The 22,970-nt window shown below is 45.8% G+C and carries 20 protein-coding genes and 1 tRNA gene; 8 read left to right on the top strand and 13 right to left on the bottom strand.

What is annotated here, in order from left to right:
• Positions 1–6 precede the first annotated feature (6 nt).
• The 5 genes from NA59_RS01245 to trmA all read right to left on the bottom strand — a co-directional run bounded on the left by NA59_RS01245 (position 7) and on the right by trmA (position 4,030).
• Positions 7–375 (bottom strand): response regulator, encoded by a 369-nt coding sequence (locus NA59_RS01245; RefSeq protein WP_044406765.1) that lies wholly within the window; start codon positions 373–375, stop codon positions 7–9.
• A 107-nt stretch (positions 376–482) separates the two neighbouring features.
• On the bottom strand, positions 483–1,379 hold the full coding sequence (locus NA59_RS01240) for a lysophospholipid acyltransferase family protein (RefSeq protein ID WP_044406762.1): 897 nt from the start codon (positions 1,377–1,379) through the stop codon (positions 483–485).
• Positions 1,366–2,163 (bottom strand): tRNA 2-thiocytidine biosynthesis TtcA family protein, encoded by a 798-nt coding sequence (locus NA59_RS01235; protein WP_044406759.1) that lies wholly within the window; start codon positions 2,161–2,163, stop codon positions 1,366–1,368. The genes NA59_RS01240 and NA59_RS01235 overlap by 14 nt, the downstream gene beginning before the upstream one ends.
• A complete protein-coding gene (locus NA59_RS01230) occupies positions 2,163–2,930 on the bottom strand; it encodes a sulfite exporter TauE/SafE family protein (protein WP_044406756.1) in 768 nt (255 codons plus the stop codon). Before NA59_RS01230 ends, NA59_RS01235 begins: the two co-directional genes overlap by 1 nt.
• Complete coding sequence (trmA, locus tag NA59_RS01225) at positions 2,927–4,030, bottom strand: tRNA (uridine(54)-C5)-methyltransferase TrmA (protein ID WP_044406753.1); 1,104 nt, start codon at positions 4,028–4,030, stop codon at positions 2,927–2,929. The genes NA59_RS01230 and trmA overlap by 4 nt, the downstream gene beginning before the upstream one ends.
• Before the next feature lie 166 nt (positions 4,031–4,196).
• On the opposite strand from trmA, the gene NA59_RS01220 reads away from it, so the two are divergent.
• The 4 genes from NA59_RS01220 to NA59_RS01205 all read left to right on the top strand — a co-directional run bounded on the left by NA59_RS01220 (position 4,197) and on the right by NA59_RS01205 (position 7,814).
• The gene (locus NA59_RS01220; protein ID WP_044406749.1) at positions 4,197–4,424 is read left to right on the top strand and encodes a type II toxin-antitoxin system ParD family antitoxin; all 228 of its coding nucleotides are present in this window, start codon (positions 4,197–4,199) and stop codon (positions 4,422–4,424) included.
• 261 nt (positions 4,425–4,685) lie between these two features.
• Positions 4,686–5,309: a TetR/AcrR family transcriptional regulator gene (locus NA59_RS01215; protein WP_044406746.1), complete on the top strand. Its 624-nt coding sequence runs from the start codon at positions 4,686–4,688 to the stop codon at positions 5,307–5,309.
• A gap of 27 nt (positions 5,310–5,336) precedes the next feature.
• The gene (locus tag NA59_RS01210) at positions 5,337–6,383 is read left to right on the top strand and encodes an MBL fold metallo-hydrolase (RefSeq protein WP_044406743.1); all 1,047 of its coding nucleotides are present in this window, start codon (positions 5,337–5,339) and stop codon (positions 6,381–6,383) included.
• Between the two features lie 213 nt (positions 6,384–6,596).
• On the top strand, positions 6,597–7,814 hold the full coding sequence (locus NA59_RS01205; protein ID WP_044406740.1) for a TIGR03862 family flavoprotein: 1,218 nt from the start codon (positions 6,597–6,599) through the stop codon (positions 7,812–7,814).
• A 15-nt stretch (positions 7,815–7,829) separates the two neighbouring features.
• Here NA59_RS01205 and NA59_RS01200 read toward each other — a convergent pair whose 3' ends face one another.
• From NA59_RS01200 to NA59_RS01190, 3 genes are all read right to left on the bottom strand, one after another.
• Positions 7,830–8,516, bottom strand: a complete 687-nt coding sequence (locus tag NA59_RS01200; protein WP_044406736.1) for a response regulator — start codon at positions 8,514–8,516, stop codon at positions 7,830–7,832.
• Positions 8,517–8,527: 11 nt separating this feature from the next.
• Positions 8,528–9,958 (bottom strand): ATP-binding protein, encoded by a 1,431-nt coding sequence (locus tag NA59_RS01195; RefSeq protein ID WP_232504005.1) that lies wholly within the window; start codon positions 9,956–9,958, stop codon positions 8,528–8,530.
• A 115-nt stretch (positions 9,959–10,073) separates the two neighbouring features.
• Positions 10,074–12,317: an arginine/lysine/ornithine decarboxylase gene (locus NA59_RS01190; RefSeq protein WP_044406733.1), complete on the bottom strand. Its 2,244-nt coding sequence runs from the start codon at positions 12,315–12,317 to the stop codon at positions 10,074–10,076.
• A gap of 314 nt (positions 12,318–12,631) precedes the next feature.
• Between NA59_RS01190 and NA59_RS01185 the strand changes: the two genes are divergently transcribed.
• From NA59_RS01185 to NA59_RS01170, 4 genes are all read left to right on the top strand, one after another.
• The gene (locus NA59_RS01185) at positions 12,632–13,558 is read left to right on the top strand and encodes a DMT family transporter (RefSeq protein WP_052501368.1); all 927 of its coding nucleotides are present in this window, start codon (positions 12,632–12,634) and stop codon (positions 13,556–13,558) included.
• Positions 13,551–13,793, top strand: a complete 243-nt coding sequence (locus tag NA59_RS01180) for a DUF4282 domain-containing protein (protein WP_044406727.1) — start codon at positions 13,551–13,553, stop codon at positions 13,791–13,793. The genes NA59_RS01185 and NA59_RS01180 overlap by 8 nt, the downstream gene beginning before the upstream one ends.
• 97 nt (positions 13,794–13,890) lie before the next feature.
• Positions 13,891–13,967: transfer RNA gene (locus NA59_RS01175), tRNA-Met, on the top strand.
• 425 nt (positions 13,968–14,392) lie between these two features.
• Positions 14,393–15,265, top strand: coding sequence for an Abi family protein (locus NA59_RS01170; protein ID WP_232504004.1), 873 nt, complete (start codon positions 14,393–14,395; stop codon positions 15,263–15,265).
• A gap of 497 nt (positions 15,266–15,762) precedes the next feature.
• Here the strand turns inward: NA59_RS01170 and fba are convergent, their stop codons facing one another.
• The 5 genes from fba to tkt all read right to left on the bottom strand — a co-directional run bounded on the left by fba (position 15,763) and on the right by tkt (position 22,812).
• Entirely contained in the window at positions 15,763–16,827 is a 1,065-nt protein-coding gene (fba, locus tag NA59_RS01165) for a class II fructose-bisphosphate aldolase (RefSeq protein ID WP_044406724.1), read from the bottom strand.
• A 54-nt stretch (positions 16,828–16,881) separates the two neighbouring features.
• Complete coding sequence (gene pyk, locus NA59_RS01160) at positions 16,882–18,321, bottom strand: pyruvate kinase (RefSeq protein ID WP_044406721.1); 1,440 nt, start codon at positions 18,319–18,321, stop codon at positions 16,882–16,884.
• A gap of 202 nt (positions 18,322–18,523) precedes the next feature.
• Positions 18,524–19,702 carry a phosphoglycerate kinase gene (locus NA59_RS01155; protein WP_044406718.1) on the bottom strand — a complete coding sequence of 393 codons (1,179 nt, stop codon included), beginning with the start codon at positions 19,700–19,702 and terminating at the stop codon, positions 18,524–18,526.
• 13 nt (positions 19,703–19,715) lie between these two features.
• A complete protein-coding gene (gap, locus tag NA59_RS01150; protein WP_044406716.1) occupies positions 19,716–20,714 on the bottom strand; it encodes a type I glyceraldehyde-3-phosphate dehydrogenase in 999 nt (332 codons plus the stop codon).
• A 91-nt stretch (positions 20,715–20,805) separates the two neighbouring features.
• The gene (gene tkt / locus NA59_RS01145; protein ID WP_044406714.1) at positions 20,806–22,812 is read right to left on the bottom strand and encodes a transketolase; all 2,007 of its coding nucleotides are present in this window, start codon (positions 22,810–22,812) and stop codon (positions 20,806–20,808) included.
• Between the last annotated feature and the right edge of the window lie 158 nt (positions 22,813–22,970).

Here is a 22,970-nt window from a genome sequence, read left to right as displayed (position 1 = left end):
GCTTAATCAGCCCACTTTGTATGACAGCACCAGCTCTTGCAAGCGCTTGGGGTTGAATGGCTTGGTCATCCAGCCAATGGCCCCTAAGCGCTTTGCCAAGGCCTTGGCCTGTGGGTCCTGATCCGCTGATAGCACGATAACAGGAATGTGATTAAATTGAGTTTGCGCCTTGATCTCTTTTAATAAGATAGCTCCAGACTTAGGCTGCATATACCAGTCGATAATGAACAAGTCAAAAGGTTGCGACTGGATAATCGACAAGGCTTGATCAACTGAATCAGCGGTTTCAACCAAGGAAACGCCTTCGGTCGCTTGTAATACTAAACGCACCAACTCTCTAATTGAAACGCTATCATCCACCGCTAAAACGCGCATACACCTTCTCCCAATAATATGATTATCTTAACCGAAACTAACAAAGGTTTTAGTGCTTTAATCGATAAAATTTATCATTCTACACAAAAATTTACTTATCTGACTTATTAACTTCCGTGCTGTTTAAGATGTTTAAAACGGTTATAAGACCACTGATATTGGCTAGGCAAATGACGCACACAGCCCTCAACCCCTTGATTTAACGCGCTTGCCGCCTCAAACTCATCCAAGCTCGCCAGCGCAGGGTCAGCTGGTTTAATGTGTAATACATAACCCTCCCCCCTTGGCAGCCGCTCGGCATAGGTAAAGAAAATCGGGCAATCGGCTTTGGCCGCCAATTTAGACACCAGTACCATCGTGTTCGCAGGATGGCCAAAAAACGGCGCAATCACCCCACCGCTTTTGCCAGGGTCTTGATCGGGTAAAATGCCGATCATCTGATTGGCTTTTAATGCACGACGCAGCGCTTTCACTCCGGTTAAATCCGTTGGCACTAAATTCGCGCCCGCGCGCTCACGAACATGACGCATAAACCCCTCAATCGAACCGATACGCGGTGGTCGATATAAGCTGGTTATTTGGTAATGCACCGACCAATACCATCCCATCATTTCCCAAGCGCCAATATGGGGTGATAAAACGATCACGCCCTTGCCTTGCTCGAAAGCCTGCTTGATAGGATCTTCGCCTTCAATCCGTTTTACCAACGGCAATAACCGCGCTTGAGACCAGATCCATAACGGCCCCAGCTCAGTAAAGGTTTTACCGGTTTCAATCAGCGCTTTTTTAACGAGTGCCTGCTGCTGTTCTGGCGAATAATCCGCAAAGGCAATCGCCATATTTTTGGCCGTGATTTTTCTAGCACGATTGGGAATACGCCACAAAAGCCAGCCGATCATCGCCCCTAAACGGTGATTCCACCTTAACGGAAACCAAGAAAAAAACCGAATGATCGCTTTAAATAACGCCCCCTGAATGGGTTTTTGTTTTTTACTCTTCTTCATCAAACGCCTCATCAACCAGGCCTGCTAAGCCCGCATGATTATCATCACTAATCAGCGGTTGCATCGCTGTCCATAAATTCGCATACAGGTGTTTATTGGTTTTTTCCTGCTCTAACAACAGCTGTTTAAATTGCTGGCGTGCCTGCGGCTTGGCAAAACAAGCCGGACAGTTATCAGGAATCACCGGCAGTGCGGCAGCCTTAGAAAAATCACGCGTTTGGTTTTCGCGCACCCTAACAAACGGCCGGATAATCCGAATATCGCCCTCATTGTTTAAATAATGGGCTTTCATGGTACGCAACTGACCCGCATTAAAGGCCGACATCATAAAACTCTCTGCCAGATCATCTAAATGCTGGCCCAACGCCAACACGTTATAGCCCTCGCGCCGACAAACAGTATAAAGCTTGCCACGTTTATGACGCGAGCAAAAACTACAAAACGAATCGCCTTTCATATATTGATTGGCCAGGGCTACCAAGTCTTCGGACTCATAAAAATAAGGCACATCTAAACTCGCCACAAAGTCTTTTAACGGCGATGGATCAAAACCTGGGATTTCCGGGTCAATAGTACAGGCCGCCAACTCAAAACGAATCGGCGCATGGCGCTGCAAATGCTTAAGCACCATCAATAAAGCCAGCGAATCCTTACCGCCTGACAAGCCAAGTAACACCCGATCACCCTCGCGCAACATCTTAAATTGCGCCATCGCCCGCCCCACCATCTGCAAAATCTTCTTCGGCGGTTTAACCGGTTTTTGTTTGTTTATTTCAACGTCCATCACAACCCCATTACCAGGCCTGGTAGTTTTTGATACAAAATAAACAGGCTCATTAATACTAAGAATAGCGCAAAAAATTGGCGCAGTTTTTGTTGGTCGAATTTATGGCTGATTTTATGCCCCAGCCAACCGCCTAAAATACCGATCAAACTAAACTTGATAATAATCGGCCAATCCAAGGCTAAATCCTGCGCAGCCAGCACATCTAAATACACCACAAAACCAACCAGTGACTTCAATACAATAATCACTAAACTGGTGCCCACCGCGAGGCGCATCGACAAGCCGCCAAGCAAAATCAGCGCGGGAATAATTAAAAATCCACCGCCAACACCCACCAGGCCTGTCAAGGCACCGACCACCAAACCATCGGCCACAATCTTATAGTTAGCGCGTACCTTAGGCGGCGCATGTAAGTCAATCGGCTTAAACATTAAATAAGCCGCGCTTAACATCAGCGCGGCAAAAATCAACATTTGCACCATTGAATCAATAAAGTGCGCCAGCCAAGCACCGCCCGCCGCCCCGATCAGGCCTGGTATGCCAAACCAGCCGACCATCCGCCAATCAATGGTTTTCTGACGTGCATAGGGCCACGCGGCAAAAATCGAAATCAATGCCACAATCATCAACGAGCCGGCCATCGCCACTTTGGGGTCTTGACCGACTAAATACACCAAAACCGGGACGGTTAAAATCGAGCCACCTGAACCCAACAAGCCCAGCGTCACACCAATAATCAGCGCACCGGCCCAGGCTAGAATCATAAGGCTTTCCGGGTCAGCCAAACACCCGATTCAAGGTGATGACTATAGGGAAATTGGTCAAACAGCGCCGCAGCGCGTAATTCATGGGTTTGTAATAACACACTCAAATCACGCGCAAGGGTTTCAGGGTTACAGGAGATATACAAGATATGCGGATACTGCGCTGCCATTCCACGGGTTAGGTCATCAAGCCCTGAGCGCGGTGGGTCAACAAAAAGGGTTTGAAAATCATAGGCGGCTAAATCAATGTCCGCCATCCGATTAAAGGCTTGGCCTTGCATCGCAAGCGACACCTCTTCCGCCGCCATTTTGACCACGGTGACATTTTCAATTTGATTCGCTTGTAAATTATACAGCGCGGATTTAACCGAGGACTTTGAAATCTCTGTCGCCAAGACCTGATTAAAAACATCCGCTAACGCAATTGAAAAATGACCATTCCCGCAATAAAGCTCCAGCAAATCGCTCGGCGCTTGCGCCACAATTTGACGGCTTTGCGCGCGCGCCCAACTGAGCATGTTTTGCGCCATCTGCGCATTCGGCTGGGTAAAACTATTTTCAACCTGCTGAAACAACCAGACCTGGTCGTCAGCTTGCAGTTTCTCCACAACAAAATCCTGATCAAGCAGAATTTTTTGTTTACGACTTCGACCAATCAGATGATGAATCGGCAAACAATCACGCAGGGTTTGCGCTGCTTGCAACCAGGTCGGGTCATCCAGCTTTTTACGGTAAATCAGTGTCACCAGCATTTCGCCACTCAAGGTAGCGAGAAAATCTATCTCAAATAAACCGTTTTTTAAAATCTCATTTTCGCTAATTTTCGCTAACAAGGGTTGCATTAAACCATCAATCGCTTCACAGGCCATCGGGCAGGCGCTAATTTCAACCGGCTGTTTGGGGTTAGCCGGATCAAACATCGCATAAAACAAACGTTCAGGCGTGTGCCAAATCCGAAACTCCGCACGTTGGCGATAATGGGTAGGCGGCGAAGCAAACACCTCTAAACACCCCGCCACTTGCGGAACCAGCGCGGTTAAACGCTGCTGCTTCTCATCTAACTGTTGTTGATAATCCTGTGGAAAAACCTGACAAAGCACCCGCCTTACCCCTCAATAAAAAAGTGCGCCTATTATATCGCGCCCTGCCCACAAAGCCTAATTCGATTATTCAGGCTTTATATTGCTCTGCATCAAGCAACACAGCTTGACAATTGGCAATCTTTGCCATTTAATTAATCACAAATCATTTTGACAAGGAATCACTATGGCCACAATGAATATCTCACTACCCGATCAGATGAAAAACTGGGTTGAAGAATCCGTTCAATCTGGGCTTTATGCTAATGCATCAGATTACATGAGGAGTTTAATACGCCAAGATCATCTAAAAATGGCTCAACTACGCCAAGCACTAGTAGATGGTGAAAACTCTGGGACGCCTACAGAGTTTGACTTTAACGCTTTTGTTGCTGCAAAAAAAGCAACTCAATAAAAATCAAGTTATCCCCCAAAGCACAAAATGATGTAAATGATATCTGGAATTTAACTCGCTCCCACGTGGGCTAACGTATGCACACTTCTTTTCTCGTTCCCACGCTGTGCGTGGGAATGCAGAAGGGTATAAACCTATCAAGTTAACAATTGATCAAAATCGCCAATCGGCCACTTCCTTAGTTTTTGCATGAGATTTAGCTTGTTATTGTTAAGGGGTTAAATATAGAATGAACTTTCATTCTAGTAACGGATTATGCAAATGCAAGCGGATTTTTTTCAACATGTTGGCGGTTCCAAGCTTCAGGTTAAGATACTTAACTCGGCGCTGGTGTTGTTTGTTGAAAAAGGCTATTTCAACACCTCCGTTCCTGACCTCGTTGCCCATTCAGGGGCCAGCATTGGCAGCCTATACAAGCACTTTGGCGACAAACAAGGTCTTGCTGAAGCCTTAATGCAGCGCTTAACTGAAGAGGTTTACCAACGCGAAACAAAGGTGATTGCCCCCTGCGTCAGCAGTTATTCACGCTATAAGGCGCTGGTGAGTTGGTTAATTCAATTCACCTTGGATTACCCTGCGGTGATGAGCTTTATGCTGTTGGCACGCCATCAAACCTTTTTACCTGAGTCAGCCAGCCTATGCTCATCCAAGCCCTTTATGCTGTTGCGTGATGTGATTGCACAGGGGATTAGAGAAGGTGAAGTGCGGCAAATGGACTTGCTAATTGCCGCCTCGCTGGCATTCGGCAGTGTGCTAAGAATGATACAGTTGCATCTGGATGGGGTACTGCCCAAATCCATCATCGACTACCAAGCGGAACTGATTGATGCGGGATGGCAAGCTATTTGCGCTGATCCAACTGCCAAACCAACTAACTTAAAATAATATTAATAACAATAAAAGGAAGATACCATGAAAAGAAGACAATTTTTACTCGGTGGTGCCGCGTTATTCGGCTCTGGTGCTGCACTAGCTAGCCAAGATCCACTTGCGCGCGCACTACAACACTATATTGGCGAATTAGAACGCGCTGAACGCCAAGCGGGTTATTTAGGCCCTCGCGCCCATATCCCCCAAGAGGTCAAGGTCACCAATGGCGTCTATACCGTCGTAGGCAGCATGATTTGGCACAACCCCAGTAACTATGGTTTAAACAACAACCTCAGTTTTATTATTTTTGAAGATGGCGTGTTTGTATTTAATGGGGGTGCCAACCCCGCACTGGCAAAAGCGCTGCATGAGCGCATCAAACTTTACACCAACAAACCGGTTAAATGGGTGGCGGTTGAAAACCACCAAGGTCATGCCCACTTGGGCGCAAGCTACTGGTATGACATGGGCGTGCGTAACTTCTATTCAAACCGCCAAGCCCATGCCGACTTTAGTGCTAGCTGGAACGAAATCAAACAGCGCTGGTCAAATGCCGTTGGACACCAACTTACCGCACCCGCCTATGATATTTCTGAACACTACACCACCTTTGATGACAAGATGGAAATTGATGTTGGCGGGGGTGAAACCGTTCAACTGCTTTACTTTGGCAAGGGTCACACACCAGGCTCAACCACCGTTTACATTCCATCGCGCAATGTTATCTTCCCCGGCGACAATGCGTATGAAAGCCGTATGCTAGCGCTGTTTAGCTATACCGACACCCAGGCCTGGGTAAAAACCTTTGAGCGCTGGATGGACTTCACCCCCAAAGGCACGATTATTGTGCCCGGACATGGCGTGCCAACCGACATGGCAACCGTCAAGCGTGACACCTATGATTACTTAAAGTGGATGCATAAAGAGGTGCAGGCGATTATTGATCGCGGCGGTGATTTGCGCGATGCCGAAAATATCGACCAATCGCAGTTTAGCCATCGCGAAGTCTATGCGCAAACCTATGCCGGCAATGCACGCCACATCTATCGCGAACTAAAAGGCCTAGACTTAGGGAATGCCGTTGACTAGCCGATAAACAACTCAAACCTTACCGCACAGTCTACTAAGGATTGCCGCCAGCGACCAGATAAAAAAATCAGTCATTGCGAGGCCGACGGCCGTGGCAATCTCTTGCAGACTGTGCGCGCCCTTGAGAGATTGCCGCGTCGCTTCGCTCCTCGCAATGACCTGAGTTAGCTTGTCATTGCGAATAATGTCAAAAATTATCGAGATCAATCAAAAATGAAACAGATTGCCATTATTGGTGGCGGCCCGGGTGGACTCATGGCCGCAGAACGCTTATCGGCTCAACCTGGTCGGGTTGTCACGTTGTATGATGCAATGCCCTCGGTTGGGCGTAAATTTTTGCAAGCTGGGCGCGGTGGTCTCAATATCACCCACAGCAAACCGCTGGATGAATTTATCTGTGCTTATGGCGAGCGCCAAACCGAGATTGAACCTTGGATTCGCGCCTTTCCACCTCAAGCCGTGCGAGATTGGGTCGAAAGCTTTGGAATCCAAACTTTCGTTGGCAGTTCAGGGCGTGTTTATCCTGAAGACATGAAGGCCGCGCCGCTACTGCGCGCCTGGCTAAAGCGCTTACGTGCTCAGGGCGTTCAGTTTGCTATGCGTCATCGCTGGACCGGCTGGTCAGACACAGGTGCCTTGCGTTTTCAGACCCCTTCATCCGTTGTTCAGTGCCAGGCTGATATCACCCTCCTCGCACTTGGCGGCGCAAGCTGGCCGCACCTTGGCTCAACAGGCGAATGGACACAGGCGTTTGAACCATCACACCTCGCGCCTTTTTTAGCCGCCAACGGTGGCTTTGAAATCAACTGGTCGGCTATCTTTCAAGCTAAGTGCGCGGGACAACCGCTAAAATCTGTGGCGTTAAAAATCACCGATAAACACAACCAGGCCTGGTTACAAAAAGGCGAGTTATTAATCACGAAACAGGGTGTTGAAGGCAGTTTAATATACCAAGCATCACGCTTGATTCGTGATAGCCTGATTGCGGATGGCAAGGTAGACGCGGAGCTGGATTTATTACCTGATGTCAGCCACTCAAGGCTTGAACAAAAACTAGCCAAACCCCAAGGCAAACTGTCGCTATCGAACGTTTTTAAACGCGCTGGGATCGACTCGCTCAGGTTGAATCTGTTGCGCGAGCAACTTGATAATAACGCTTTAAAAGAACCCGCACGCGTGGCCGCTCGTTTAAAAGCCTATCCATTAGCCATCACCCAAGCACGACCGCTCAGTGAAGCCATTAGTAGCGCGGGTGGTTTAAGGTTTGAATCTTTAAACAAAACCAGTGAAATCATCACCAGGCCTGGTTGTTATGCTATAGGGGAAATGCTCGATTGGGAAGCGCCAACCGGCGGTTATTTACTCACCGCCGTGTTAGCGCAAGCACGCTATGTTGCACAACAGATTATTGCGCAACAGGAAATACATTAAAACCAAACAATAAGTCTAAGCGTCTGCGTGGCGCTCGTCTTCGTCTAAAATTTCAAACTTATAGCCAATACCATAAACGGAGTGAATCACTTCATCGTCTGGCCAGGCCTGGTGAAGTTTTTGGCGTAATTTTTTAATATGACTATCGACTGTGCGATCGGACACCACCCGGCCATCATGGTAGATACGACTCATCAATTGGCTACGCGAAAAAATTTGTCCTGGATGTTCAAACAACACATGAAACAACGCAAACTCTACCGAAGTCAAAGCCACACTTTTTTGTTGATACTGCACTTGTGAACGCGATTCATCGAGTAACCAATCGGTTGGCGCTTGCAACTCATAATGACGACGTAACACCGCTTTAACGCGAGCAACGACTTCACGTGGGCTAAAGGGCTTACAAATATAATCATCAGCCCCAATCTCTAGCCCCAAAATGCGATCTAACTCCTCAACCCTTGCCGAGACCATAATAATTGGAACCTGGGATGTTTTACGCACTTGTCTACAGATCTCTAAGCCATCCACGCCAGGCAACATAATATCCAACAGTACCAAGTCGGGTTGGATTTGTTTGATCGTATCGACCGCATTCACACCGGTATTCAAATGAGAAACCTGATAGTCGTTCATTTTCAAGTAATCGCGCAATAAGTCCGCAATGCGTTGTTCGTCTTCAATAATTAAAATATTCATCCTGCCCACTCCTATAAAGGTAATTCAATTTGAATCAATAGCCCACCCATCGGACTTTTATCTGCACTGATCGTTCCCTGATGGGCCTGAACAATCTGCTCCACTAACGCTAATCCAATACCCGCACCGCCAAAGCGCCGGTTGCGTGAAGCTTCGGCACGATAAAAACGCTCAAACAATCGCCCTAGTGCCTCATCACTCACCGAGGGTGATGAATCTTCAAACACCAGTTTAAGCTGTTTATTGGTTTTGAACAAGGACACCTTCACTTGACCCGGTGCATCCGTGTAAGCAATACTGTTATTAATCAGGTTAGTAACCATCTGCTGCAAACGATCCGCATCGCCGCAAACTTTAATCGGCTCTTTCGGCAAATTCAGTTTTAACTTCAAACCCTTTTCGCTGGCAACATAATGATATGGCTCCAGCGTCTGCTTTAACAATACACCAAATTCTAACGGCACCATTTGGTACTGCAAGCCCCCGACATCGCTCAGTGTGATTTGGTAAAGGTCATCCACCAAGCGGTTAAGGTGCAATACCTCGCTGTGCAACAAATCCAAATTATCGTTATTCAGCGGGCGCACACCATCGCGCAGCGCTTCGATATCACCGCGCAATATGGTTAAGGGGGTGCGCAACTCATGGGAAATATCCGCAATCCATTGATTGCGGCTTTCTAGGTTTTTCTCCAGACTAATCGCCAGCTGATTAAAATCCTGTTGCAACTGACCAATTTCATCACGGCGGCTCACCTCTAATCGGGTATCAAAATGCCCTGAGGTTAGTTGGCGCATGCCTTCGGTAATCGATTCAATCGGCTTGATAAAATAATGACCAAACGGCAGGAGCAACAAGCCCGATAACAACACCACGATAATCGCGCCAACGGTCAGTAAAACCCGCTGGCGCTCCGCTAATTGGATATCAATGGCTTCAGTTAACTCCGCACGGTGGCTGTAACCAATATAGCCAACCGTTTGATTATTAATTTCAATCGGAATATACAGCGTTTTTTCTTCTGTTGGCCGCCCAAAAACACAAAGCTGATTTGTATCCACCAAGCTTAATCGTTGCTCAGCTAAATCAGGATGTCGCTGTTTGAATTCAGAAAAAGGGTACTGCAAGAACATATCGACCGGCACAAAGGTTTCGGTGAAATCGACGCGCGTTGAGACAGTGACAATTTTTTTCCAGGTCACCACATCGATCATACTCATATCAGTCTGCTCCTTTTCTTCAAGAACAAACTGGATATTGTTTTTAATCCGCTTTAGATGCTGTTGATCGCGCTGATCCACATACTCAATCAAGCTGTTTTTAAGCATAATATGATTGGTGGTCACCGTGCCCATCACCAGCAGCAGACCAAACACCAAGGACAAAGCAATCAGCTTAAACTTAAAATTGAGCATCATCGAACCTGTTTTAAATAATGCCAAAATTTTACTCCTGATAACCCAATTAATTGAGTAAAAACCGCGAATCACCGAGCCCGCGTTTTAAAGTGACAGAAAAAAGCCCGCAACTGCGGGCTTTAACCAAGCGTGTAAAGCGTTAAACCTTCACGCAATCCATCGAATAAACCAACTTGCCATCCTTTTCCTCTTGCACCAAACCATGCACATCGGTTTCAAAACCAGGAAACTTTTGGTTAAAGGCTTGAGCAAAACGCAAATAATCTAAAATCTTCTTATTCACCCGCTCACCTGGGATCAGCAACGGAATACCCGGTGGATAAGGGGTCAGCAACACCGAAGTAATACGCCCTTCTAAATCATCAATTTCAACACGCTCAATCTTATTGTGCACCATCATCGCATAAGCATCCGCTGGCTTCATCGCCGGCTCCATGTGCGAGGTGTACATTTCAGTGGTTAAACGCGCGACATTGTTTTCACGATACATACCATGAATCGCATCACACAAGTCTTTCAGACCAATTTTTTCATAACGCGGGTACTTAGCAATAAACTTTGGTAAAACGCGCCATAACGGCATATTACGATCATAATCGTCTTTAAATTGCTGCAAGGCGGTCACCAAGGTATTCCAGCGGCCTTTGGTAATCCCAATCGTGAACATAATAAAGAAAGAATAAAGCCCGGTTTTTTCAACAATAACCCCATGCTCTGACAAATAACGGGTCACAATCGCTGCCGGTATTCCGTTATCAGAGAAGTTACCATTGACCGCCAGGCCTGGGGTAATAATTGTCGCCTTAATCGGATCCAGCATATTGAAGTTGTTGACCACATTATCAAAACCATGCCAATCATCATCCGCACGCAGCATCCAATCATCGCGCTCACCAATGCCCTCTTCCGCTAATTCATCCGGCCCCCAAACCTTAAACCACCATGAATCACCAAACTCTTCATCCACCTTGCGCATCGCACGACGGAAATCCAATGCTTCCGCAATCGACTCCTCCACCAACGAGGGCCCGCCTGGGGGCTCCATCATCGCGGCGGCCACGTCACAACTGGCAATAATTGAATACTGTGGGCTGGTCGATACATGCATTAAATAAGCTTCGTTAAAACGTCCACGATCCAACACTCGCTTATCAGACTCCTGAACCAAAATTTGGCTCGCCTGACTCAAACCCGCTAACAACTTATGAGTTGACTGACACGCATACACCATCGGCCCTTCCGAACGATTGGTATCACGCCCAATCGCATGCATCCCTTTATAAAACTCATGGAAGGTGGCATGGGGCAACCAGGCCTCGTCAAAATGCAAGTTCTCAATCGACTCACCCAACATTTTCTTGATCGTATCAACGTTATACAAAATACCGTCATAAGTGCTCTGGGTAATTGTCAACATTTGCGGCTTCGCATTCACATCTTTTACTAACGGATTCGCCTTAATCTTCTGACGAATCATCGCAGGATCAAACTCAGATTTAGGAATCGGCCCAATAATGCCAAAGTGGTTACGGGTTGGCATCAAAAATACCGGCACCGCACCCGTCATAATAATCGAATGCAATACCGACTTATGACAATTACGATCCACTACCACAATATCATCATCCGCGACATTCGCATGCCAAACGATTTTATTTGAGGTTGATGTTCCGTTGGTCACAAAAAACAAATGATCCGCACCAAAAATTCGCGCCGCATTATGCTCCGATGCGGCTACCGCGCCCGTGTGGTCTAACAACTGCCCCAGCTCATCCACCGCATTACACACATCGGCGCGTAACATATTTTCGCCGAAAAACTGATGAAACATCTGCCCTACCGGACTTTTCAAAAACGCCACACCACCTGAATGCCCTGGACAATGCCAAGAATATGAGCCATCGGCGGCATAAGCGGTTAATGCGCGGAAAAAGGGCGGTGGCAGTCCTTCAAGATACACACGGGCTTCACGGATAATATGGCGCGCCACAAACTCCGGCGTATCCTCAAACATATGAATAAAGCCATGCAGCTCTTTTAATACATCATTCGGAATATGGCGTGAAGTGCGTGTCTCACCATACAAGAAAATCGGAATATCCGCATTGCGATGACGAATCTCGCCGACAAACAAACGCAATTTTGCGATCGCATCGTCTTTCAGATCCTCAACGGCAAACTCATCATCATCAATCGACAGAATAAAACAAGATGCACGGTTTTGCTGCTGCGCAATCATCGCCGTATCACCAAAACTGGTTACCCCCAGAGTTTCTAAGCCTTCTTTTTCAATGGCTTCGGCCAATGCACGAACACCCAACCCTGAGGCGTTTTCAGAACGAAAATCTTCATCAATAATGACGACGGGAAAACGAAATTTCATATGCCAGCGCTTCCTTGTTACCGCGTGAAAAAAATACTTTTAAGAACCTGCATTATACAAAACACAAGTCTAAATTAAATGAAAGTTTTGCTATAGAGCCAATAAAAAACCTAAGCTCTTAACCCTGATGTTTCATAAATTCGCGTGATGATCGCGCAGGATATTGGTTTCCCAGTGCTTTTTTCGAAGGAGCGCTGTAGTTATTCATACAGCCGACTGAGAAAAACGTGCTGGGGAATCAATAGACAAGCGAGGGCGCGTGAACTTTATGAAACATCCGGGTTAAAATAGCCCCTTTTAAGCGAGACACCAGCTTGACACGCCAACACTTTTGGATAGGTTTCTTATTAGCCGTATTCGGGACACTGCTTTTTTCAGTGAAATCCATATTTATCAAACTCGCCTACAACGCCGGCTCCGATGCCGACAGCGTGATGCTATTGCGCATGAGCTTTGCACTGCCTGTGTATGCGCTCATCGCCTGGTGGCTCTGGCACAAAAACCCCACCAAAGGCCGCCAACAACCCCTCAGCCTTTGGCTAAAACTCATCGCACTCGGCTTTATCGGCTACTTCTTATCCTCATGGCTAGACCTGCTCGGGCTAGAGCTTATTTCCGCCCAACTCGAACGCCTTACACTCTTCACCTACCCGATTATGGTAGCGATACTCGGCGCCCTGTTCTTCAAACAACCCCTAACCCGAAAAATCATTTTTGCACTCGCTTTTTCCTACATCGGCATCTGGCTCATCTACGCCCAAGAAGCCCGCTTTGGCGGCGAAGGCGTTGCCCTCGGCACCCTGCTAGTCGCCCTAGCCGCGTTTAGCTTTGCATTTTATGTACTTTTTAGCCGCCACATCATTGCCCAAGTCGGCAGCCTATGGTTCACCAGCTGGGCGATGCTCGCCGCCTGCCTCTGGGTTATTATCTACTTTGGCATCACCCTTGATCTCAACAACTTCAATCTCAATGCCGACATACTGCTATGGACTTTCTTACTCGCCCTCTTCAGCACCGTCATCCCCAGCTTCATGATATCCGAAGCCATCGCACGACTTGGCCCAGCACAAACTGGCATCATCGGCAGCCTTGGCCCGCTATTTACCGTCGGGCTTGCCGTCTGGATTCTTGCCGAACCCTTTACCCTATCGCATCTATTTGGCTTTATTTTCGTCATGATAGGGGTTAGCATACTGACGATCAAACGCCAACAACCCAACAAGGACAAACCCCATGTTTAAATCCATCTTCTTTTTCGATGCCATGCTCACACCCAAAATCATCACCGCCGTCTACTGGCTACTATTAACCGGCGTCGTGCTATCCGGTATCGGCACCATGATTGCACAAAACTTTTTCTTTGGCCTAATGATTATCCTATTTGGTGCCCTCGGCGTCAGAATCTGGTGCGAGCTGCTCATCGTGCTATTTAAAATAAACGACAACCTAAGAAAGCTCGCCGACAAAAAAGAATAACAACCAGGCCTGGTTACTATTAACCCTGATACTTCATAGAAATTTTAAGCAAAAAACTTGACACAAAGATTTAATTAACTATAATACCGCCATCTTTGGCTACATAGCTCAGTTGGTTAGAGCACATCACTCATAATGATGGGGTCCCAGGTTCGAATCCCGGTGTAGCCACCAAATTCCTGCTTCACGAGCTTTCATAAAGCTCATAAGATCTTTGAAAACCCTTGTAAATAGGGGCTTTTCGCTATCACGTTGTTTCACTGCGTCTCATTTGATTTCATACAAACTCAAAACTTTTTACGTGCTTTCTACGTGTTTAGCACGCAAAATTAGATTTCGAGCACGTATACTGTTAAATCAAATGTTGCCTCACCGCCTTGACGGTTCGAGTGCTATGCCATTGCCTATTTATTATTGCCTCACGCAAAAGCGCATTGAAAACCTGCTAATTGTGGTCAAAATAATTGACTCGTCTAGTTATTATGGATAGAATTAAAAGCAACATACCCGCCACACTTCCTGGCTTCGGTCAGGGTTCTGTTCAATCAGAAGTGCAAAAGGCGGGTTTTTTGTATCCATCAATCCAATAAATGAAAATTATGTCCTCACGAAGTGTTTTTAACAAACAAGCTTTAACGCCGGAAAAACTACTAAAAAAGTTTATTCAACAAGGGTTAGTTGTTGTTGATACTGAGTATGAATTGGCTTTGCACTATTTTCAGTTTGTTGGAGCATACCGCCTAAAAGGCTATCTTTACCATAGAATAAATTCAGAAACAAAGCAATTTACAGACGAATTTAGCTTCGACACACTAAGGCAATATTACGAATTTGATCGAGAATTAAGGCTATTGGTAATCAATGCGATCGATCGAATTGAAGTCGCGGTCAGAGCAAGCATGTCTAATGTTCTGAGTTTAAAGCATGGGGCGCATTGGTTTTTAAATCCCTCTATTTTTAATGAAACGCGAGAGTGGTCACATGAAAAAATAGTCAAAACGCTCAATAAAGATACAGCAAAAGCCCATAACCGTGAATTTATAAGCCATTACTACAAATATTACGAATTCCCCGAACTTCCACCTAGCTGGGCTATTAGTGAAGTTGTTTCATTTGGTTTCTGGTCAAAAACCTATTCAGTTTTAAATCAACCAACAGATCGCAAAGCCATTTCAATGAAGTTTGGCATTGATCAACCAGAAGTGTTTCGTTCTTGGCTGCATGCTTTAACAGTGTTAAGAAATCATGCTGCACACCATAGTCAAATTCTCTTCTCACCAATTCGAGTAAAGCCCAGCCACTATAAGAGTAAAAATATTCACTTCACTGCACCAGAAAGTTTTGATAGCTTGTCAATTATATTAGCCTATTTTCTTGGTCAGATTGGTCTTGGTGAAGAGTGGCTAGGTCAATTAAACCCACTTTTTCAAAAATACCCTGCTGTTTCAACGCAAGACCTTATTAAGTATTAAGCATCGTTATATGGGTCTTATGTTTGAATCCCGAACTAGGATTCAAACATTCTTTTTACCTAAAAAACATTGCGAACAACAATTTTACGTGCTTAAATACGTGCTTGAAGAAATTGATATGCCTGAAACCCTTTAAAACAAGGCTTTTAAAGACAAAGTTTGGAAGACGGTGTAGCCACCAGAACACTAAATCAAGCCCGCTTATGTGGGCTTTTTTTATGCCACAAATAATATAAAATCAATAACTTAGCACTCTACCTGATATTAAGACCTATTATCGTATATTATCGAAAAGCGGGGAATAGACCTCTTGCAAAACGCCAATCATCGGTTTGCATTTACGAACAAAATGCCACCAGTAAAAGCCAAATAAACCTCAGTAAAAAAGGAATAAACACCATAAACCCGTATCTCATTTTGCAAGAGGCCTAGTTAAACATGCGGGATAAAAAAACCCGAGACAAGCTCGGGCTCTTTATAAACTAGAATAATCTAGTTTATCTTACCACTTGGTTCAACGAACCTGATGCATAACGCGCTTGCATTTCTTCTAGACCGATCGCTTTGATCTTAGAAGCATGACCTGCACAACCAAATGCTTCGAAACGTGCTTTACAGATTTCCATCATCGCATCTTCTGCTGCTTTGAAGAATTTACGTGGATCAAAATTTGATGGATTTTCAGACAAGTGCTTACGAATCGCACCTGTAGAGGCCATACGTAGATCGGTGTCTATGTTTACTTTACGCACGCCATACTTGATGCCTTCAACAATCGCTTCAACCGGTACGCCGTAAGTTTGACCCATATCGCCGCCGTAGTTGTTGATGATGCTCAACCATTCTTCAGGAACTGAAGAAGAACCGTGCATAACTAGGTGAGTAGTCGGGATGCGCTCATGAATCTTACGGATTTGATCAATTTTCAATACATCATCAGAAGGCTTAGAAGTGAACTTGTAAGCGCCATGTGATGTACCTACGGCTACGGCCAAGCAGTCAACATTCGTGTCTTTAACAAACTGCGCCGCTTCTTCTGGATCAGTCAGTAGCGCTGAATGATCAAGTTTTTCATCAGAACCGTGACCGTCTTCTTCACCCATCATGCCGGTTTCTAGTGAACCTAAACAACCTAGCTCACCTTCAACCGATACACCGCCAGCGTGTGCAATTTTAACAACTTCTGCGGTGATGCCTGCATTATACTCATAAGAGGCAGGGGTTTTCATGTCAGACATCAAAGAACCATCCATCATCACCGAGGTAAAGCCAGATTGGATTGCACGCAGACATACGCCAACGTCAGAACCGTGATCCTGGTGCATTACAACTGGGATATGTGGGTACATTTCAACCGCTGCCGCCACCATGTGACGTAACATTGGCTCACCGGCGTACTTACGTGCGCCTGCTGAACCCTGAAGAATAACGGGAGAGTCAACCGCTGCCGCTGCACGCATAATCGCGCGAACTTGTTCCATGTTGTTGACGTTAAACGCTGGCATACCAAATTGGTGTTCTGCTGCGTAATCCATTAATTCACGAAGTGTAATCATCGCCATCTGCGATACTCCTTTGTTGGTTTTAAAAAATTAACTTAAAACTCAAAGTACCAACTAAGGTACTTTGACTATCTCAAGACGGTTTGTACCACCCATATTGCCACGCTGTTCGCCGCGTGTCAAAATGACCAAATCCCCTTCAGCAACAATACCAAAGGTTTTCAACTGTTTTAGTACATTTTGCTGCACTTCATCGTCAGTCAGACCTGTGTAGTCCACAATCGATGGATAGACACCACGATACATACAAACTTTACGGCGCGTTGATTTATGTGGAGTAAGCGCAAAAATCGGCATACCCGAGCTAATACGTGACATTAACAAGGGTGTATTACCTGACTCAGTAAGCGCAGCAATACATTTCACATTAAAGTGGTTGGCCGCGTACATCGTGGCCATCGCGATGGTTTCATCAACGGCACTAAAATATTCATCAATACGATGTTGTGAATGACGTGTTGAACGGTTCTTTTCAGCTTCGTGACAAATACGCGCCATAGCATCAACAACTAAATGTGGGAATTTACCTGTAGCGGTTTCACCCGACAACATCACCGCATCAGTTCCATCCATCACGGCGTTGGCTACATCAAATACTTCAGCGCGAGTCGGAATCGCGTTTTCGATCATGGTTTCCATCATCTGGGTTGCGGTAATCGTAACTCGGTTTAACTGACGTGCACGCTTAATAATTTTTTTCTGGATAGCCGGTAATTGCGCATCACCTACTTCAACACCCAGATCACCCCGGGCAATCATTACAACATCAGAGGCAAGAATAATACCATCTAGAGTTTCATCATCCGCCACGGCTTCAGCACGTTCAATTTTAGATACAATGCCACAAGTTAAACCTGCCTGCTGAGCCAGGCTGCGGCAATACTCTACATCTGCGGCTGAACGAGGGAAAGACAAAGCAAGGTAATCGGCATCGATTTTAGCCGCCGTCACGATATCTTCTTTATCTTTTTCAGTTAGCGCACTGGCTGACAACCCACCACCCAACAAGTTAATACCCTTATTATTAGATAATTTTCCGCCGACAGTTACAGTACATTCAACACGCTCACCCACTACCTGATCGACCTTCATTACAATACGGCCATCATCAAGCAATAATAAATTGCCTGGCTTTACGTCATAAGGCAGGTTTTTATAAGTTAAACCGACTTCTTCGTGATTACCGTTCAAAGGGTCAACATTGTTATCTAATGCAAACTTGTCACCTTCAGTTAACTCAACGACGCCCGAAGTAAAGCGTGCAACCCGTATTTTAGGGCCTTGTAAATCGACCAAAATAGCCACTTCACGATTAAGTTTAGTGGCTGTTTCACGAATAAACTCAGCGCGTTTTAGATGGTCCTCTACCGAACCATGCGACATATTAATACGCACGACATCAACACCGGCTTTAATAATACGCTCAATCTCACCAGGGCGATCCGTGGCTGGTCCTAGTGTGGCTACAATTTTTGTTCTTCTTAATGAACTCATAGTAAAGCAATATCCTTTTTATATAAATGAAAGGGCTTAGGCTCAGTAAGATGGCTCGCAAAATAAACTGATCCCCTTGTTGGGGAAAAGACCCATCCGGTCTAATTCAGCAATTTACTTCCCGAGACACCCTGTTACTTACCTTAAGCCAAAATAATAAAAAATCCAGACCTGAATAACCAGGCCTGGTTAGTTAACACGCTTACTTCGCGCGCTGTTCTAGCATGTCTACCGCAGGTAGTTTTTTGCCTTCCAAGAACTCTAGGAATGCACCACCACCGGTTGAAATATAAGACACACGATCTTCAATGCCATACTTGTCAATTGCCGCTAGCGTATCACCGCCACCTGCAATTGAGAAGGCATTGGATTCAGCAATGGCATTCGCAATCGTTTTGGTACCACCGCCAAATTGATCAAACTCAAATACGCCAACTGGACCATTCCAAACAACCGTACCGGCGTTTTTAATGATTTCAGCTAACTCTGCGGCTGATTTAGGACCGATATCAAAAATCATGTCATCGTCAGCCACATCGGATGCGTCTTTGGTTTCAGCTACCGCTGTCTCAGAAAACTGCTTACCCGTTACCACGTCTTGTGCTAAAGGAATTGATGCACCACGGCCGTTCATGATTTCGTTCAATTTGTTTGCAGTAGGAACCAAATCATCTTCACACAGTGACTTACCTACATTGTGACCAGCCGCTTTGATGAAGGTGTTAGCAATACCGCCACCCACAACCAACTGGTCAACCACCGTAGATAATGACTCAAGCACGGTTAGCTTAGTAGATACTTTAGAACCACCGACAATCGCCACTAAAGGACGTGCTGGCTCTTTCAATGCTTTAGTTAAGGCATCAAGTTCTTCAGTTAACAAGAGTCCTGCACATGCAACCGGTGCATAAACGCCTGCGCCATGAGTAGAACCCTGAGCACGGTGAGCAGTACCGAAGGCATCCATTACATATACGTCACACAATGCCGCATACTTTTTAGACAATGCTTCCGTGTTCTTGCCTTCACCCACATTGAAACGAACGTTTTCAAGTAGAACGAGTTCGCCATCCGCCACATCAAAACCACCGCCTAGGTAGTCTTTGATTAAACGAACGTCTTTGCCTAGCTTTTCAGAAAGGTTAGCCGCAACAGGGGCTAATGAGTTTTCTTCCGAAAACTCACCTTCTACAGGGCGTCCAAGGTGAGACATAACCATGACTTTTGCACCCGCATTCATCGCCGCTTCAAAGGTTTTCATTGACGCGCGAATACGTGCATCAGAAGTCACTACACCATTTTTTACTGGAACGTTCAGGTCGGCACGAATTAATACGCGCTTACCTTTTAGATCCAAATCAGCCATACGAATAAAAGACATACTCGGCTCCTTATTATTTGCTTACGTGTTCAACAACGCGCATCATGTTGCAAGTATAGCCGTATTCGTTGTCATACCAAGCCACAACTTTAACGAAAGTACCGTCTAGCGCAATACCTGCGCCTGCATCAAAGATAGACGGATGCGGGTTGCCACGGAAGTCAGTAGAAACAACAGACTCGTCAGTATAACCTAGCACACCCTTCATTTCGCCTTCAGAAGCGGCTTTCATCGCTTTACAGATATCGTCGTAAGACGCTTCTTTGTCTAGCTCTACGGTCAAATCTACAACAGATACATCAGAAGTAGGTACACGGAACGCCATGCCTGTTAGCTTGCCATTTAATGAAGGTAGTACTTTACCCACGGCTTTAGCCGCACCGGTTGATGATGGGATGATATTTTCTAGGATACCACGACCACCGCGCCAGTCTTTTGAAGATGGGCCGTCAACGGTTTTTTGCGTTGCCGTTGCTGCGTGAACCGTTGTCATCAAGCCACGCTTAATGCCGAAGTTGTCGTTTAATACTTTTGCAACAGGTGCTAAACCGTTAGTGGTACAAGAAGCGGCTGAAACAATCGCTTGACCTGCATATTCGTTGTGGTTAACGCCATAAACAAACATTGGGGTATGATCTTTAGAAGGTGCAGACTGAACTACCTTTTTCGCGCCAGCTTGAATGTGCGCTTGGCAAGAATCTTCAGTTAAGAAGAAACCCGTACACTCGATTACAAGATCAACGCCAACTTCGTCCCACTTCAAGTTCGCAGGATCACGTTCAGCTGTTAAACGGATTTTTTTACCGTTTACAACCATGTTATTACCTTCCACCGCAACATCACCTTGGAAGTTACCGTGAACAGAATCATATTTCAACATATAGGCAAGGTATTCTGGATCTAATAAGTCGTTAATCGCAACCACTTCAATACCTGGAAAATCTTTTGCTGCCGCACGAAACGCCATACGGCCGATACGACCAAAACCATTGATACCAACTTTAATTGTCATAGCTTTCTCCTATTTGTGAAACTGAACGCAGGTTTTCACTGCGTCCAATATCGTGCCCAAACTATGGGCTGTATTTAAAATTAAATTCAACTTATCCGATTAAGGCTTGTGCTTTAGAGACCACGTTTTCTACCGTGAAACCAAACTCTTTAAACAACTCACCTGCTGGCGCTGATTCGCCGAAGGTGTCGATACCGACAACATCGCCTTCTAAACCAACGTATTTGCGCCAGTAATCTGTTACCCCAGCTTCAACTGCAAGGCGTTTTACGCCTGGCACCAATACCGAGTCTTTGTAAGCTTGGTCTTGGGTATCAAACATGTCAGGGCATGGCATAGAAACTACACGTACTTTTTTACCTTGTTCGGTTAATGCATCAGCTGCTTTAACCGCTAATTCAACTTCTGAACCTGTTGCGATAATCACTAAATCCGCTTGGCATGCACCCGCGCAATCGCAATCTTTAAGAACATAACCACCTTTCTCGATGTTTTTAACCTGCTCTGGCGTACGTGGCATTGGCGTCAAGTTTTGACGCGAGAATACTAAAGCGGTTGGTGCTTCTGCACGCATCATCGCCACTTTCCAAGACACCGCTGACTCGATGGCATCACAACCACGCCAAGTTTGGAAACGCGGAATCATGCGCATGGTAGCGATTTGCTCTACTGGCTGATGCGTCGGGCCATCTTCACCTAGACCAATCGAGTCATGGGTGTAAACATAAATAGTGCCGATTTTCATTAGCGCTGACATACGTAATGCGTTGCGCATGAATTCCATAAACATTAGGAAGGTGGCGCCATAAACTTTGAAACCACCATGAAGAACCATACCGTTCATCATGTGTGCCATACCAAACTCACGCACACCCCAAGAGATGTAGTTACCGTTAGCATTGTTTTTGTTTACTTTAACCGTTCCAGACCAGTTAGTTAGGTTAGAACCCGTTAAGTCAGCAGAGCCGCCGAACATTTCAGGCAATAAGGGCCCCATGGCTTCGATGGTGTTTTGTGAGGCTTTACGTGATGCGATATTTGGCATATCGGCTTGCACTTTAGCAATAAACTTATCCATTTCGACTTCAAAGTTAGCCGGTAGCTCACCTGACATACGACGCTTGAATTCTGACGCGAGTTCTGGGAACTCTTTTTCATAGGCGGCGAACATTTCGTTCCATGCCGCTTCCTCTTCCGCGCCTTTTGCTTTGTGATCCCAACCTTCATAGATCTCTTCCGGGATTACAAAAGGCGCATGATTCCAGCCTAGGTTCTCACGGGTTAGGGCAATTTCTTGGTCGCCTAGTGGCGCACCATGGCAGTCATGCGTCCCACATAGGTTTGGCGAACCAAAACCGATGGTGGTACGGGTACAAATTAGGGTTGGTTTGTCTTGAATTGACTTGGCCTCTTGGATTGCCGCATCAATGGCTTCTGCATTGTGGCCATCTACACCACGAATGACGTGCCAGCCATAGGATTCAAAGCGTCCAGATACGTCTTGCTCCATCCACTCGCCAATATGACCGTCGATAGAAATATCATTGTCATCCCAGAATGCACAAAGCTTGCCTAAGCCTAATGCACCGGCCATTGCGCAAGCTTCATGCGACAAGCCTTCCATTAAGCAACCATCGCCCATGAATACATAAGTATGGTGATTCACAACTGGGAAGTTAGGACGGTTAAACTGTGCACCTAAAGTACGCTCTGCAATCGCCATACCTACGGCGTTAGTCACGCCTTGACCCAATGGGCCGGTAGTGGTTTCGATACCATCGGCATAACCATACTCTGGGTGACCTGCGGTTTTTGAATGTAATTGACGGAATTGTTTGATGTCATCCATGCTCAAATCAAAGCCTGTCAAATGAAGTAAGGAGTAAATCAACATCGAACCATGGCCATTAGATAATACAAAACGGTCACGATCTGCCCAGTTTGAATTTTTTGGGTTGTACTTCATGTGGCCGTTCCACAAGACTTCGGCTATATCCGCCATGCCCATAGGGGCTCCTGGATGTCCTGATTTTGCTTTTTGTACTGCGTCCATGCTTAACGCACGAATGGCGTTAGCGAGTTCTCTACGAGTTGGCATATCAACTACCTCAATATTGAAAAAATTCGGGATTCTGAAAAGCGTGTCGAATGAAAAAAGACTTTTTCAGAAATAACAGTCTGCTATTGTCGCTTAAAATGAGAAAATCTTCAAGTCATGCAACAAATTCGCAAAAACAAAGTATTGAAAGCGGGCTT

Source organism: Thiomicrospira microaerophila (assembly GCF_000934765.1).
GTDB classification, from domain to species: Bacteria; Pseudomonadota; Gammaproteobacteria; order Thiomicrospirales; family Thiomicrospiraceae; genus Thiomicrospira; species Thiomicrospira microaerophila.
Note: the sequence above shows the minus strand (reverse complement) of the source record. Positions and strands in the feature narration are given on the sequence as shown.